Origin of the sequence: Flavobacterium sp. PS2, assembly GCF_046250155.1 — a bacterium.
Taxonomy (GTDB): domain Bacteria; phylum Bacteroidota; class Bacteroidia; order Flavobacteriales; family Flavobacteriaceae; genus Flavobacterium.
This window is the reverse complement of the sequence record NZ_CP176426.1, coordinates 5,009,109-5,023,137: the sequence shown is the minus strand read 5'-3', so window position 1 is coordinate 5,023,137 and position 14,029 is coordinate 5,009,109. Positions and strand designations below refer to the sequence as shown.

Below are 14,029 nucleotides of genomic sequence, written 5' to 3'. Positions count from 1 at the left end.
TACAGCAAACATCGGTTTGGTAATATGGTGTCTGAAGTACTTCTATAAAGTATTTGTACAAGGCTCAAAAGCAGGAATTCTATTAAACTTTTGTACTAAAGACATTGATAGTGCAGATTTGTGTTTAACTAAAAAAAAAAACTTAATTTAGTCCCAAATCTGCTGTAGCTTCAGAACCTTAGCAGAACGTTCGCCAGAATCGCAAATAAAACGAAAATGAAATCAATAGTTCAATATTTAAGAGAAGAAAAAAACTTAACCCAAACTGAACTTGCCGAAAAAAGTGGACTTTCGCTAAGGACAATTCAAAGGATTGAAGCAGGAAACATTCCAAAAGGATTTACATTGAGGGCACTTGCAAATGTCTTCGAAACTCAACCTGAAAAACTAATTCCTTCCAAAGAAATTATAAAACTTGACAGAGCAAAATTGATTAATTTTTCTAGTTTATTTGGCCTTCTGATACCTTTTGGAGGAGTTATATTCCCATTAATTTTGACCTACAAAACAAAAGATACCAAAAACAAAGAGCTTGGAAAAAATATAGTAAGTGTTCAAATTCTAATTACAGTTGCGCTTGCTATTTCACAAATAGCAAGCCCATTCATTCAAAAAGAATTATCACTACATTTTCCACTTTTTATATTTCCATTGTTATTAATTATTTGTCTGAAATTATTCGTAGTTATTGTAAATGGTATAAGTTTAAACACAAAAAACGATTTGAATAAAAACCTAAAAATCAATTACTTATAAACTTAATCAGTAGATTGACGTAAAATTGGCGTATTCCTTTTGCAAAGAAATTGTTTTGTAAAACAGAAATTTGTAAAAAAAATCTAATGAAAGTTTTAAAGAAAATTGTCTTGACCATTTTGGTCGTTTTGATTTTAGCTGCACTTGTAGGCTATATTTATTTTGATCAAAAATTCACTCCAGAAAAAAATTATTTGACAGTAGACAATGAAAGTGGTTTTATTCCATTTACATGGTTGGGTACAGAAAAAAATGTTTTGTTGCTTCCTTTACATTTTTCGAATGATACAATAACTTATTATTTGCAATTTGACACGGGTTCGCCTTATACCATATTTTATTCAAATTCAATAAAAAAAATCAGTCAAATCTCCGTAAATAAAAAACTTGCAAAAACTTCTTTCTATATTGGAAAAACAAAAATTACTTCAGATAAATTTAAAATTTATGATTTCGGAAATGATGATAATGATTCCATAAAAATAATTGGGACTATTGGTGCAGATATTTTAGAAAATAGAAAAACAATCATCAATTTTAAAGAAAATTATATTGCTTTAAATCTATCAAAAATGCCATCTCAATTTCAAACTAAATTGTTTGATTTTAAATTCAAAAAAAGAAAAATAATAGTTAGAGGTTTATTAAAAAAGAAAGAGGAAAATTTTTTATTTGATTCCGGTACAAGTGCCTATGAATTATTAACTGACAAAGAAGTATGGGAAAACTTGAAATTACCTAACTCAAAAATAAATATAGAAAAATCACAATCGTGGAATAAAGTTTTAACTGCGTACACAGCAAACTGCAACCAAAAAATTCAATTCCCCAACCACGAGATACCTTTAAATAATGTTACTTACGTTAAGGGATTTTCACAAGCCCAATACTTAATAATGAAATTTTCTGGCATGACAGGATTACTCGGAAACAAAATATTTTTAAACAATAGTTTGTACATTGATTGTACACAAAACAAAATGGGAATCGAATAAAAAAACTGCTAGCGCACGAATCCCGCTCTTGAACACGACGAGGTGTTGACAAAGATGGTTAAAAACATAAAAGCTCCAGATTTCTCTGAAGCTTTTTGTCTTAGTAGCGGGAAGGATTCAAATATCTAACTAAATTCTAAAAGATTATTATAGTATTGTCAAATGTGTATCTTAATGATTTATAAAGAATAAATTATAATACTTATCATATATATACCCCAATTTGATAGTTTTGTATTGTTTTGTCACACATATAAATAAGTTGTACTCTAATGTATAAAAATCTAAACCTAAGCGTAAATGACAGAAAAAGAACAACAAGCAATAGATAATATTAAAAAAAATAAATGGTGGATTTTAAATAGACAAGATCGTTTTGAATATAACGGAACAATTGTTGAAGATGGTCAAAATCCTAATGAAATAGTATTTCTAAGTCTATCCTCTAAAAAAGAAATTGATGATAATTGGTTGGAGAAAATTGGACAAATTACGAGTTTAGAATCTTTGCACATTGATTCAACTTCAATTACAGACATCGGAATCTCTCATTTAAGCAGTTTGAAAAATTTGAAAAATTTAAACCTTCGAGGGACTAGAATAACGGATGATTCAATTATGGCTATATCTTCTTTAGAGAATATTAATTATTTATGGCTTAACGACACCTTAATAAAAGGTCAAACTTTAAATTATTTGAAGAATTTACCACTTTTGACTAATTTGTTTTTAGGAGGAACAGAAGTTAATGATGAAACCCTTATGAATATTAAAGATCTTAAAAACCTCGAATATTTACAACTCTTTGACACAAGTGTAACCGAAAAGTCATTTACATTATTTAAAAATTTACCAAATTTAAAATCATTAGATATAACTAGGACGAAAATTTCTGAAGAAAGCGCCGAAAATTTAAAAGTCCAATTACCGAATCTCTTTATCCACATTCAAGATTGGTAAAAAACAAAAGCATACAATAGCGTAATTGTCTTAATGAAATATTGGTTTTGTATTTAGGATGATTTGACAAATCCGAAGAGTGGACTTAATTTAGTCCTAAACTTCATGTAGTACCAGAACGTTGGCGATAACTTTAAAAGATACCAAACAATGAACATAGCAGTTTTACTATTTGACGACTTTGAAACCTTAGATGTTTATGGGCCTGTAGAAGTTTTTGGACGACTTGAAGACTTATATACTATTAAGTTTTATTCGTTAAATGGTGGGCAAATAAAAAATAAACATGGAGTTTCTGCCTTGACTGCGAAATTAGAAGATGTTAACGAGGACTTGGAAATTTTTATAGTTCCTGGTGGCTTGGGTACAAGAAAAGAAGTTGAAAATAAATTACTCATAGATAAAATAAAAGAAATATCAACATTCAGCAAATTCGTGTTGACGGTTTGTACAGGAAGTGCACTACTAGCAAGGACTGGACTTTTAGACAATAAAACAGCAACTTCAAATAAACGAGCATTTGCTTGGGTAATTACAAATGGGACAAATGTAAATTGGAACAAAAAAGCACGTTGGACAATTGACGACAAATATTATACATCATCGGGTGTAAGTGCTGGAATAGACATGGTTTTGGGTTTCATAAGTGACCAACACGGAATTGAATTTGCAAGACGAATTGCATTTGAAATAGAATATAATTGGACAGAAGATAAAGACAACGACACTTTTAAAGTAGAATAAAAACCATCCTGTTGGCGTGAGCGTCCCGCTCGTAAACGCGACGAGATATTGACAAAAAGGGTTAAAACAAAAAAGCTCCAGATTTCTCTGAAGATTTGTCTTAGTAACGGGAACAGGACTCGAACCTGTGTCCGCCGCGGCGGATATGAGCCCAACGGAGTTATAATTTAGAAATTAGATTTTTAATAAACTCCCTTCCAATTCCGGATTTTAGATATTTTTCTCTTTTCATAGCTTCGGATTTAGAACTAAAAAATTCAACATGAATTACTTCCCAAGGTCTGAATTTTATAGTATATCCTTTTGTTTCAAGAAAATTGTGGGATTTAAATCTTTCAATTAAATTAGAAGTATAACCAGTATAATTTTTATTAAACTTTTCTGAATATAAAATATAAACAACAAATTCATCCATAATAAAAAGCATAAAAAAAGCTCCAGATTTCTCTGAAGCTTTGTCTTAGTAGCGGGAACAGGACTCGAACCTGTGTCCGCCGCGGCGGATATGAGCTCAACTGAGTTATAATTTAGAAATTAGATTTTTAATAAACTCCCTTCCAATTCCGGATTTTAGATATTTTTCTCTTTTCATAGCTTCGGATTTAGAACTATAAAATATTACTTCCCAAGGTCTGAATTTTATAGTATATCCTTTTGTTTCAAGAAAATTGTGGGATTTAAATCTTTCAATTAAATTAGAAGTATAACCAGTATAATTTTTATTAAACTTTTCTGAATATAAAATATAAAAAACAAATTCCTCCATGATAAAAAGCATAAAAAAAGCTCCAGATTTCTCTGAAGCTTTGTCTTAGTACCGGGAAGCGTTCAAATATCTAACCAGTTTATAAATGATTTTTTTGAAATTTTATGTGCATAAATTGTATTAAAAATTATTTTCTATATTAGCTTGAAGAAAAATAAAATCATCAGAAGAGGATATAGAAAAGCAAACAACTAATTATGGAAATAATAATACGAAAATCATACTTGTTTTGGGATGGCGATGCATACAAGTATGGTGGATTCGGAGAAATAATAGATAAATGTTCTTCTGTTTCTGAGGCTGAAATTTTAATTGAAAAACTAAGCATTAATTTTTTGAGGAATATCAATCCTCTTATTAAAGATTATGTTTTTTCAAATAATAATTATGATAAAGATGTTGAACTAATTGAAAAGGTATCTGCTTTTTTTAAACAAGAATTTCAATTAGATTTCAAAACTGAGTTTTGGTTACCTGCAAACGCAACAGACAAACAGATCTTGGAATTATCGAAACTTTTTCCTTTTCCTTTTTATTCACTAATTAAAAAAGTTAATGATACTTTTTTCATAAATGAACTTAATGCAACATTCTGGAGCGAGAGTGAAATAATTGAAATAAAAAAAACTGAGTGGGATTTTACAAATATTTGTTTGGGAATGAAGGGACAAATAAAACACCTTTATAATGATATTGAAAGTGCTAGAAAAGATGGGATTAAAAGAATGCTTTCAAATGTTAGAAACGAAAATAACCATCAAATTTTTAGCAAAATTACGAATTTAAAAGAACTGAAATTTGTGCAAGAATGGCATAATGAAATTGATTACTACGCTGAAATTTTACCCAACAATAAGCAGAGTAGAAAGACAGAAGAAGTTATTGAAAAAATTAAAAGTACTGTTAATGTAGAAGATATTTTTAAGACGATTGAAATTTCATTTGAAGAGGCACTTTCATTTGAAGAAATTCCATAGAAAACTCTCATCTGCTGTTAAATCTGATAATTACAATTAAGTAAAACTAATTAAATTTTGCATAAAAAAAAGCTCCAGATTTCTCTGAAGCTTTGTCTTAGTAGCGGGAACAGGACTCGAACCTGTGACCTTCGGGTTATGAGCCCGACGAGCTGCCTACTGCTCTATCCCGCGTTGTTTCGGGTGCAAAGATACATAGTCTTTACGGTTATACAATGAAAAAAATGAATTATACCCGATAACGCTGATTTGCAACCTTATGCACAAACGTTTATCTCATCCTAGAATAAGTTTACTTATTAAACTTCAAGATACTTTACTGCATAAAAAAAGTTTCAAATAAATCTGAAGCTTTTTTTAGTACGGGAAGCATTCAAATATCTAACCAGATTATCTTAGATTATTCTAGTATTTTAGCATGTACATCTTAATTATTTTTTGCTTTTTGTTTGCATGACCACACATATAAGTACCAAAAAGTATCTATCAAATTAAAAGTCTGTTTGATAATTTGTAGTGAATATATATGAAAATAAATAATGTGTGAAATTTATCACACATATCTACCTAAATTTGGATAGCTCTGTGTAGTTTTGTCACACATATAAATAAGTTAGTACTAATTTTATAAAAATGAAAAGACATATTATTGTAATAATTTCTCTGATTTTGTTTTCTTGTAATGGCCAGCAATTGAAAAATCAAAACGCAATAGTAAACCAAGAAAATTTAAAAAACGAGAAAATGAAAAATTATGCTTATTTAAAAGATATGTATGCTGATTCATATTTTCCAAAATTTCTCGTTGACAAAGTGAAAACAATTCTTATTTAACTATGCATTGATATTGAAAAAACATCGCCGAAAAATCTTGACGAACTTTATAAGTTAACACATACAGCGACTATAAAAATAAATGATTTACAAAACGAATTCTTTGAGCAAAACAGCGATATTGAAACTGGTGCTAGAGAATCGATTGGGGCAGACTTTGACTTTATAGCTAAAGCATATAGATTCAATGCTGATGTAGAAGAACTGATTGCTCCCAGAGAATGGTAAAAAACGCTAACAGCTACAACTACGGATTTAGGCAATTAGATTAATGGAAAGTTGGTTTTGTATTTGGTAAATCCGAGAATAGGGCTAAATTTCAAAACCCGCTTTGGCCCTAGAACATTACCAGCTATTTAACAGAATTGCATATGAAAGAATATTGGCTTTTTATAAAAACTCCAGATCATTACGGAAACTCGGAGATTATTCAGATTGATGAAGATATCATTGATTTTTTTGTTGTTGAAAAAATCAATGATATTTGTCTAATAAAAAACAGAAATGAAAAATTAAGTGAAACAGAACATAAATTTATAAATCAAAATCGAATTAGATTTTTTAGAAAAGGAAAAATTCATAAAATTTTAAGCGATGAAGAATCTATAACTGAAGATTGTATATTCGAAAACGATTACGAAAAACTAAACGCAACAGAAACTGAATTAACAGAAACTGAAATTCAGAATTTAAAGTTTGAGTTTAATTGGAATGGAGAAAAAATGAATCTTAGATTCAACGAGATTTTGGACTCACCAGTTATACAAGAAATAGACAAACGTTTGAATAAAGAAGGAAGTAAAATTGTACTTGAAAAACTAAATAAAACGCTATTTCTTTCACTTTATACAGACAATTATCTTGATAAACTAATTCCAATAAAATATGTTGACAAACAAAAGATGATATTATATGGTTTCCCAAAAGAACCTTATCAAATTAATTGTCCAATAGTAGAATAAAAAATGGCTGCTAACAGCTACTAGAGCGAATTTGAACAATCGGCTTAATCGAAAGTTGGCTTTGTATTTTGGAATGATTTAGCAAATTAGATAATGGGCTTAATTTAGTCCCAAAGCCTCTGTATTAGCAGAACGTTAGTAACTATTTTAAAAACCTTATATGAAAGAAACAATTTTGTTAATAATCCTTCTCATTAATCTCAATACTTATTCACAAGAAAAAAAATGTTCTGATTATAAAGTGGGTAAATTCACATATACCAATCCTATTTACAAAAATTGGAAGATATTGCGAAATGAAACTGAACAAATAGAAACTGACAAAGTAAATAAAATTGAACTCCGAGCTTCAATAAATTGGGTATCAGCTTGTGAATATATTTTAACTTACACAAAATTTAATGATTCCGAAAATCATTCAATTGTGGGACAAAAAATAAATGTCAAAATAATTAAAGTTGGAAATGAAAGCGTTATTTGTGAATCAGAGGGTTTGGGAGCTAAACTAGAATTAGAAATGGTTCTTGAAAAGGAAAAATAAAATGTTCAAAATACTTGAGAAAATAACGGAATTGATTGGTTGGTTTAAAATTGTGATTTCGCCAACTTTGTTAAGTTTGGAAATTGGATGCATTGTTTATTATAATATTTAAAATTTAGCCGGATTAATTTTAGGAATTAAAATTTCAATAATCGGGCTAATTTGTGGAATTGTGCTGGCTACAAAGAAGTTCAAAACAACTGGAACTATTCATTTTTTGTCAAGAGTTAGCGCAACGCCAGAATTGTACAACATAAACGAAACATCTGAAAAATAAAAAACAGTTGCTAATAGTTACTACAACGGATTGGGGCAATTGGCTTACTGGAAAGTTGATTTTGTACTTGGAATGATTTGCAAAGCAAAAAAATAGGACTAAATTTACTATCAAATCCTCAGTAGTACTGAGACGTTATGTGTCATGCTTTCACGACCACTTGCCTGACAAAAATAATTATTAAAAAATGGATGAATACTTAACAAAATATAGTGACATATTCTCAAATTTCATAAAACAAAACCCAGAATATTTTTATCTGTCTATTTCTGCTATTTCACTTTTATTTTTTATAGGGAGTATTAGAAAATGGGATTGGATTATAAATAAAAATGGAAATTATTATGAAAGAGGAATGTTCTTTTGGATAAATATTTTTGGTGAAAAATTAGTGAGACTTTATATTACAATACTATCAGCAACTGTAACTATAATATGTTTGATTATATTTTTTTATTATAAATCATTTTGAATACCCGATAGCACGGATTTGCAATTCGTGCCTCAAACGTTTGTCTCGTCCTAAAATAAGTTTACATATTTATTTTACCCTACTCCCCGAAGAGTTCTCATGGAAAGCTGTGCGAATGTCTCCTGACTTCGCTCAGGATGACAGACGAAAAAATTACTGCATAAAAAAAAGCTCCAGATTTCTCTGAAGCTTTGTCTTAGTAGCTGGAAGCATTCAATTATCTAACCATATTATCTTGGATTATTACAGTATTTTAGCATGCGTATCTTATTTTTTTCAGCTTGTTGTTTGTTTTAACACTCATATAAATGCTAAAAAGCATCACTCAAATTAAAAAGCCTTTTGAAAATTGTAGTGAAAAAAAATATATATTTGAAAATAAATATTGTGTGAAATTTATCACACATATCTACCGAATTTGGGGCTTTGTATGGTTTTGTCACACACATAAATAAGTTGGTGGCAATTTTGCGAAACATCTCACCTACATTAATTAACAAGAAATAAAAAATGAAATTAACAATTACAATCGGACTTCTTTTAATTGCACATCTTACATTTGGACAAGACAGAATTCAAAAAATTGACAGTTTGCTCAATTCTCTTTATTCAAAAGAGAAAATCAATGGAAATTTTCTAATTGCAGAAAAAGGGAAAGTTATTTATAGCCATAGTTTTGGACTTGCAAACGAAACAACAAAAGATAAATTGAACGAAAATTCGATTTTTGAATTGGCATCTTGTTCAAAGCAGTTCACAGCTATGGGGATAATGATACTTAAAGAAAAAGGGAAGTTGAATTTGGACGATGACATCAAAAAATACTTACCTGAACTTTCTTTTTATAAAGGTATAACTGTAAGAAACTTATTAAATCATACTGGAGGTTTACCAGACTATATGCAGCTTATGGATAGTTTATTTGACAAATCTAAAATTGCCACTAACAAAGACATAATTAATATATTTAGTGAGCATCAACCAAAAATAGTATTTGAGCCAAATACTAAATGGGAATATAGCAACACGGGCTATGCACTATTGGCATCAATAATTGAGAAAGCATCGGGTTTGACATACGCTGACTATCTAAAAACAGCTATTTTCCAACCGTTGAAAATGAAAAATACCTTTGTTAACAATCGTAGATTATCGCCAAAGAAAATTGACAATTATGCTTTTGGTTATGTTTACTCAGATAGTTTGAAAAAATATGTTTTACCAGACGAATTGAAAGAAACTAAAATTGTTATTTGGCTTGATGGTGTTGTTGGAGATGGATCAGTTAATTCAACTGTAAAGGATTTATTGATTTGGGATAGAGCATTATATACCAATAAATTACTCACAAAAGAGGGAATGAAAGCAGTTTTTGAATTAGCAATTTTGAAAGACGGAGCTAAAAGGAATTATGGTTTTGGTTGGGGAATTGAAGAAAATGCTGATTTTGGAAAAATTGCAAACCATGATGGGGGGTGGCCAGGTTATGTAACTTTTATCGATAGACATATTACAAATGATAAAACAATAATAATACTTCAAAATCACAACAACGTTTCAATTCCTTCTAAAGCAATTAGAAATATTCTATATAATAAACCATTGCCTGTGCAAAAAATCAGAAAAGAAATTATGATTACAACTGAAGAACTTCAAAAGTTTGTTGGGACTTATGAAGTTGAAAAAGATTTTGAAATCAAAATTTCATTAGATAAAGACCAACTATTTTCACAATTGACAGGACAAAAGGTGTTCCCGATATTTGTAGAAAGTGAAATGTTATTTTTCTACAAAGTAGTAGATGCACAAATTCAGTTTGAAAAGAGCGATAAAGGAGAAATTTCAAATTTGTTTTTATTACAGAATGGAAAGAAGATAGAAGCAAAACGGACGAAATAAAACTGTCCTGTTCTTCGAAGAGTTCTTATTAAACGCTGTGCGAATGTCTCCTGACTTCGCACCCACAATCTAAAGTAATTAAGCAAGAGTTGCTTTCTACGAATTTCTTGCGTAATTATCTTTGCGTTCCTTCGACTTCGCTCAGGATGACAGACGAAAAAATTACTGTATAAAAAAAAACTCCAGATTTCTCTGAAGCTTTGTCTTAGTAGCCCTAACGAGACAATTCTCGAACCATTTTGTGAATGACTTAAAAAAAATAAATATTATTTTATATTGATTTCCATGTTTAAATTTGATCTTAGTCATTTATAATATTGAATCAGTGGAATAAAAGTCTGTTTATTTAGTTCTTATTTTATTCTCAGAAAGTAGAATTAAATTAGAATTTAAACAAGAATTAGCTTGACATAAATTTTATACCTATTGAAATTGCACTCATATATGTACTAAAGGATTCAACAAATATAAGTTCGTTTGAATATTGTTAAGTAAATATCCTATTTTTGAAAACAAATAAACACTGACATTTGTCAGACATAGCACCCCACTTTAGGGTAGATAAGTCGGATTTTATCAGACATATACACAAGTTGGTAGAAATTTTAAAAAACACATCATGTCATTAAATATTACAGGAATTTTAATAGATTATCTTCCAGATTCAAAAGTGCATTACGATTCAAAAGATTTTGAAGTATCATTGATTAATCAACTTTCTCCAAAAAATCTTTCAATAACATTTATTAAAAATTCAACATTGATTTTACTTGACAAAATTTTCTTTGAAAATGTTAATGAAGAAAAAGAGTTGACAAGTTTAGAAAAAGACATTTCGGAAATTTTTCCAAAGAGTAATGTTTGGATTTTTGTGCTAAATGATATAATTGACTTTTTTGGTTTTAGTAGAATAGAAAATGGAATTAAAATTCGTTCAAAATTTATAGGACAGGGACGCCCTTTCCTTGACTATGGAGATTTGCATATTGTTGAACAAAAAATTTATGATGAGTATAGTGAAATTCTTTTTTCAGACGAATATATAAAATCAATATTTGACGAAAAATTTGAGAAACTTGATGAGATTGAGGTAAAAAAGCAATTTTTAGTTTTTAGAGATAAAATTTTAAATAAGAAAAACATACAAAATAATTTTGCTTATTTAAGTGGTAATATGGAATCGTATTATATTGAAAATCTTTTTGAAAAAATAATTGAAATAAAGTTGCTTGACCTATTAGAAATTAAATTTGTAACCTTTAAAAAATCTAAATTCAATTTTAATAAAGAATCATTAAAGAATTATATTTTAACGGCAAAGTCCCAAATCTTATAAAAAAACTACTGCCAACAGATGCTACAACGGATTTGGGCAATAGGCTTAATGGAAAGATGGTTTTGTATTTGGGATGATTTGTCAAATTCGAAGAAAGGGCTTAATTTAGTCCCAAACCCGCTGTAGTCCCAAGACGTTGGCAGACATTTTAACCTAAAAAATCGTGAAAAGAATAATATTAAGTATTTTACTGTTCAATTTCATTAATTGCAACTCTCAAATAACAAAAGAATTAGAAAATTTTATTAAACCTTTTGAGGATTATAAAACTTTCAATGCAATGGGTTGGAAAAATGATTCAATTTCAAAATTGTTAAATAAAAAAGCAACTGAAGAAGAATTAGTTTATCTTTCATTAAATGGTAAAAACACTTTTATAAAAGGAATTTCAATTGAAACATTAATAAATAGCAAAAGTAAAAAAGTATTTGATGTTTATGATAATTTGATTGATTCAAAAGACACGTTAGTTTATTCAACTGAATGTTTATCAAGCAATGAAAGTTTCCCGAATTTTATGTTTCAAAGCTTGACTTTTAATCGAAACTATTCAAAAGATGAAATAACTTCAAACAAAGAAATATTAGTTCATAAAATATTAAATAAAAATCCAATAAATGTAAAATTGTTGGAAAGCATAAATTATTGGATTCCGCAAAATGAAGAATTCTATGAACCAATAAGAAAAATTGTATCAGAAAATAAGTCTTCTGCCCTATTAGTTACTATAGCAAAATATAAAAAAGAAAATGATATAGAATTAATTAAAAGCTTCGGAATAGATGCTTTACCAGCAATTGAAGAATTTCCAAACAAACAATTCAGAGAAATATTAGAAAACAATATAAAATTTGACGATTTTCAATATATGTTTGCTTTAGCAAAATCCTGTACTCCAGAAACTGTTAAAACAGTTGAAAAAGCTGTTCAACTCAAAATTGAAGATTTGAAGAATAATGATTGTGGAAATTACTGTTTAAGTACAATTTACAATCAAATTGAAATGAATAAATGTGAATTATTTTATCCAACTTTAGAGAAATTATGGCTTACAAATAAAATAATCTCATACAATATTCTGGATAATTATAAAAAAAAACATTCAAAAATAGAAACAAAAAATTTCCTTTTCAATGGTTTAATGTTAAAAGGAAAAGCAGAAATTATTCATAAAAATATTTACGATGATAGTGATTTCGTAGAAAATATGGAAAGTGGTTTGACTTGGAATAAAGAAGGTAAATTAATTCATATCTTAAACGAGTTAAAAAAAATATCTAACGCAGAATATTTAAAAGCTTTAGAAAACAACATAATCGAAAGCGAGGATTTAGGTTTGCCAAATTTTGTTGAAGAATTAAACGACAATAAAAGTTTATTGATAGTTAAAAATTCATTCATTGATAAACTCAAAATAAATAAAAATGCTTATGGTTTGTTATCAATAATGGAAGCAATTAAATTATTAAACGATAAAGAAACTTTTAATAAAGGTTTTGAAGTTATAAAAACCAGAAAAGAGGAATTTAAAAAATTTCCTGGTTGGGAAAAAGACTTGAAAGATTTTGTAAATGAGAACAACTTAACATTAGAATAAAAAACGTATGGCAACACACGCTACAAGCAATTTAGACAATTGGCTTAATGGAAGTCAGTTTTGTATTAGGGATTATTTGGCAAATCCAAAAACATAAATCTTAATTTAATCCCAAACCCGCTGTAGTGCCAAGACGTTATAGCCAATGGTACAAAAACCGAAACAACAATGATAATCCCGACAATACACGGATATATGGACAGAAGAATTTTAATCAACTTCACAGCTGACCCAAAATCGGTGGAGAAAATTATTCCGTTTCCTTTTAGACCAAAACTATACAAAGACAAAGCTATCGTTGGAATTTGCTTAATCAGACTGAAAAACATAAAACCAAAAGGATTTCCTGACTTTGTTGGTGTAAACTCTGAAAATGGCGCTCACAGAATTGCGGTGGAATGGGATGAAAATGGTGAGACAAAATCAGGAGTTTATATTCCACGCAGAGACACTTCATTAAAATTAAACACACTTGTTGGTGGACGAGTATTTCCAGGCAAACACTATTACGCGAAATTTAATGTAGCTGAAAAAAACGGAAATTATCATATTGCCTTTAAGAGTTCAGACAACACCGAAATATTAATTGATGCCACGGAAACAAAAGTATTTAGCGATAATTCAATTTTTGAAACATTAAATAATGCTTCAGACTTTTTTGAAAATGGTGACCTTGGATATTCACTAAACAAAGATAAATTTGACGGACTAAGATTGAAAGCATACAATTGGGAAGTTCGACCTCTTAACGTTCAAAATGTAAAATCAAGCTTTTTTGAAAACGAAGATATTTTTCCAAAAGGTTCGGTGACTTTTGACAACGCATTGCTTATGACAAATATTGAACACGAATGGAAAAGTGAAACGGATAAATAACCACTGGCTATAACAGCAACTACAACGGATTTTGTTC

The 14,029-nt window shown here is 29.0% G+C and carries 14 protein-coding genes, 1 tRNA gene and 1 pseudogene; 13 read left to right on the top strand and 3 right to left on the bottom strand.

Annotation, left to right across the window (positions count from 1 at the left end; translation table 11 throughout):
- The first annotated feature begins 216 nt into the window (after nucleotides 1-216).
- From ACJ6WR_RS21730 to ACJ6WR_RS21715, 4 genes are all read left to right on the top strand, one after another.
- Nucleotides 217-756 carry a helix-turn-helix domain-containing protein gene (locus ACJ6WR_RS21730; protein ID WP_409416472.1) on the top strand — a complete coding sequence of 180 codons (540 nt, stop codon included), beginning with the start codon at nucleotides 217-219 and terminating at the stop codon, nucleotides 754-756.
- A gap of 86 nt (nucleotides 757-842) precedes the next feature.
- A complete protein-coding gene (locus ACJ6WR_RS21725; protein WP_409416471.1) occupies nucleotides 843-1,751 on the top strand; it encodes a hypothetical protein in 909 nt (302 codons plus the stop codon).
- A 300-nt stretch (nucleotides 1,752-2,051) separates the two neighbouring features.
- Complete coding sequence (locus ACJ6WR_RS21720; RefSeq protein WP_409416470.1) at nucleotides 2,052-2,711, top strand: hypothetical protein; 660 nt, start codon at nucleotides 2,052-2,054, stop codon at nucleotides 2,709-2,711.
- 150 nt (nucleotides 2,712-2,861) lie between these two features.
- Nucleotides 2,862-3,455 (top strand): DJ-1/PfpI family protein, encoded by a 594-nt coding sequence (locus ACJ6WR_RS21715; protein ID WP_409416469.1) that lies wholly within the window; start codon nucleotides 2,862-2,864, stop codon nucleotides 3,453-3,455.
- Between the two features lie 160 nt (nucleotides 3,456-3,615).
- Here the strand turns inward: ACJ6WR_RS21715 and ACJ6WR_RS21710 are convergent, their stop codons facing one another.
- Nucleotides 3,616-3,870: a GIY-YIG nuclease family protein gene (locus ACJ6WR_RS21710; protein ID WP_409416468.1), complete on the bottom strand. Its 255-nt coding sequence runs from the start codon at nucleotides 3,868-3,870 to the stop codon at nucleotides 3,616-3,618.
- 105 nt (nucleotides 3,871-3,975) lie between these two features.
- Nucleotides 3,976-4,221 (bottom strand): GIY-YIG nuclease family protein, encoded by a 246-nt coding sequence (locus ACJ6WR_RS21705; RefSeq protein WP_323490317.1) that lies wholly within the window; start codon nucleotides 4,219-4,221, stop codon nucleotides 3,976-3,978.
- A 197-nt stretch (nucleotides 4,222-4,418) separates the two neighbouring features.
- Between ACJ6WR_RS21705 and ACJ6WR_RS21700 the strand changes: the two genes are divergently transcribed.
- Nucleotides 4,419-5,198 carry a hypothetical protein gene (locus ACJ6WR_RS21700; RefSeq protein WP_323490316.1) on the top strand — a complete coding sequence of 260 codons (780 nt, stop codon included), beginning with the start codon at nucleotides 4,419-4,421 and terminating at the stop codon, nucleotides 5,196-5,198.
- A gap of 101 nt (nucleotides 5,199-5,299) precedes the next feature.
- Here the strand turns inward: ACJ6WR_RS21700 and ACJ6WR_RS21695 are convergent.
- A tRNA-Met gene (locus ACJ6WR_RS21695) sits at nucleotides 5,300-5,372 on the bottom strand.
- Nucleotides 5,373-5,831: 459 nt separating this feature from the next.
- Between ACJ6WR_RS21695 and ACJ6WR_RS21690 the strand changes: the two are divergent.
- The 8 genes and pseudogenes from ACJ6WR_RS21690 (at nucleotide 5,832) to ACJ6WR_RS21655 (ending at nucleotide 13,992) form a co-directional block, all read left to right on the top strand.
- A pseudogene (locus tag ACJ6WR_RS21690) lies at nucleotides 5,832-6,260 on the top strand (DUF5713 family protein).
- A gap of 143 nt (nucleotides 6,261-6,403) precedes the next feature.
- Nucleotides 6,404-6,994 (top strand): hypothetical protein, encoded by a 591-nt coding sequence (locus ACJ6WR_RS21685; RefSeq protein WP_409416467.1) that lies wholly within the window; start codon nucleotides 6,404-6,406, stop codon nucleotides 6,992-6,994.
- 160 nt (nucleotides 6,995-7,154) lie between these two features.
- Nucleotides 7,155-7,535 (top strand): hypothetical protein, encoded by a 381-nt coding sequence (locus tag ACJ6WR_RS21680; RefSeq protein WP_323490313.1) that lies wholly within the window; start codon nucleotides 7,155-7,157, stop codon nucleotides 7,533-7,535.
- Nucleotides 7,536-7,999: 464 nt separating this feature from the next.
- Nucleotides 8,000-8,284 (top strand): immunity 17 family protein, encoded by a 285-nt coding sequence (locus tag ACJ6WR_RS21675; protein ID WP_039114348.1) that lies wholly within the window; start codon nucleotides 8,000-8,002, stop codon nucleotides 8,282-8,284.
- A 510-nt stretch (nucleotides 8,285-8,794) separates the two neighbouring features.
- Nucleotides 8,795-10,183: a serine hydrolase gene (locus ACJ6WR_RS21670; protein WP_409416466.1), complete on the top strand. Its 1,389-nt coding sequence runs from the start codon at nucleotides 8,795-8,797 to the stop codon at nucleotides 10,181-10,183.
- A 619-nt stretch (nucleotides 10,184-10,802) separates the two neighbouring features.
- Nucleotides 10,803-11,519, top strand: coding sequence for a hypothetical protein (locus tag ACJ6WR_RS21665; protein WP_409416465.1), 717 nt, complete (start codon nucleotides 10,803-10,805; stop codon nucleotides 11,517-11,519).
- 163 nt (nucleotides 11,520-11,682) lie between these two features.
- Nucleotides 11,683-13,116: a hypothetical protein gene (locus ACJ6WR_RS21660; protein WP_409416464.1), complete on the top strand. Its 1,434-nt coding sequence runs from the start codon at nucleotides 11,683-11,685 to the stop codon at nucleotides 13,114-13,116.
- A gap of 168 nt (nucleotides 13,117-13,284) precedes the next feature.
- Nucleotides 13,285-13,992 (top strand): DUF2071 domain-containing protein, encoded by a 708-nt coding sequence (locus ACJ6WR_RS21655; protein WP_039114352.1) that lies wholly within the window; start codon nucleotides 13,285-13,287, stop codon nucleotides 13,990-13,992.
- Nucleotides 13,993-14,029 lie beyond the last annotated feature (37 nt).

What these genes read in the sequence shown, in the direction of transcription:
- ACJ6WR_RS21730 (WP_409416472.1), top strand. Translation starts at nt 217, where the DNA reads ATGAAATCAATAGTTCAATATTTAAGAGAAGAAAAAAACTTAACCCAA.
- ACJ6WR_RS21725 (WP_409416471.1), top strand. Translation starts at nt 843, where the DNA reads ATGAAAGTTTTAAAGAAAATTGTCTTGACCATTTTGGTCGTTTTGATT.
- ACJ6WR_RS21720 (WP_409416470.1), top strand. Translation starts at nt 2,052, where the DNA reads ATGACAGAAAAAGAACAACAAGCAATAGATAATATTAAAAAAAATAAA.
- ACJ6WR_RS21715 (WP_409416469.1), top strand. Translation starts at nt 2,862, where the DNA reads ATGAACATAGCAGTTTTACTATTTGACGACTTTGAAACCTTAGATGTT.
- ACJ6WR_RS21710 (WP_409416468.1), bottom strand. Translation starts at nt 3,870, where the DNA reads ATGGATGAATTTGTTGTTTATATTTTATATTCAGAAAAGTTTAATAAA.
- ACJ6WR_RS21705 (WP_323490317.1), bottom strand. Translation starts at nt 4,221, where the DNA reads ATGGAGGAATTTGTTTTTTATATTTTATATTCAGAAAAGTTTAATAAA.
- ACJ6WR_RS21700 (WP_323490316.1), top strand. Translation starts at nt 4,419, where the DNA reads ATGGAAATAATAATACGAAAATCATACTTGTTTTGGGATGGCGATGCA.
- ACJ6WR_RS21685 (WP_409416467.1), top strand. Translation starts at nt 6,404, where the DNA reads ATGAAAGAATATTGGCTTTTTATAAAAACTCCAGATCATTACGGAAAC.
- ACJ6WR_RS21680 (WP_323490313.1), top strand. Translation starts at nt 7,155, where the DNA reads ATGAAAGAAACAATTTTGTTAATAATCCTTCTCATTAATCTCAATACT.
- ACJ6WR_RS21675 (WP_039114348.1), top strand. Translation starts at nt 8,000, where the DNA reads ATGGATGAATACTTAACAAAATATAGTGACATATTCTCAAATTTCATA.
- ACJ6WR_RS21670 (WP_409416466.1), top strand. Translation starts at nt 8,795, where the DNA reads ATGAAATTAACAATTACAATCGGACTTCTTTTAATTGCACATCTTACA.
- ACJ6WR_RS21665 (WP_409416465.1), top strand. Translation starts at nt 10,803, where the DNA reads ATGTCATTAAATATTACAGGAATTTTAATAGATTATCTTCCAGATTCA.
- ACJ6WR_RS21655 (WP_039114352.1), top strand. Translation starts at nt 13,285, where the DNA reads ATGATAATCCCGACAATACACGGATATATGGACAGAAGAATTTTAATC.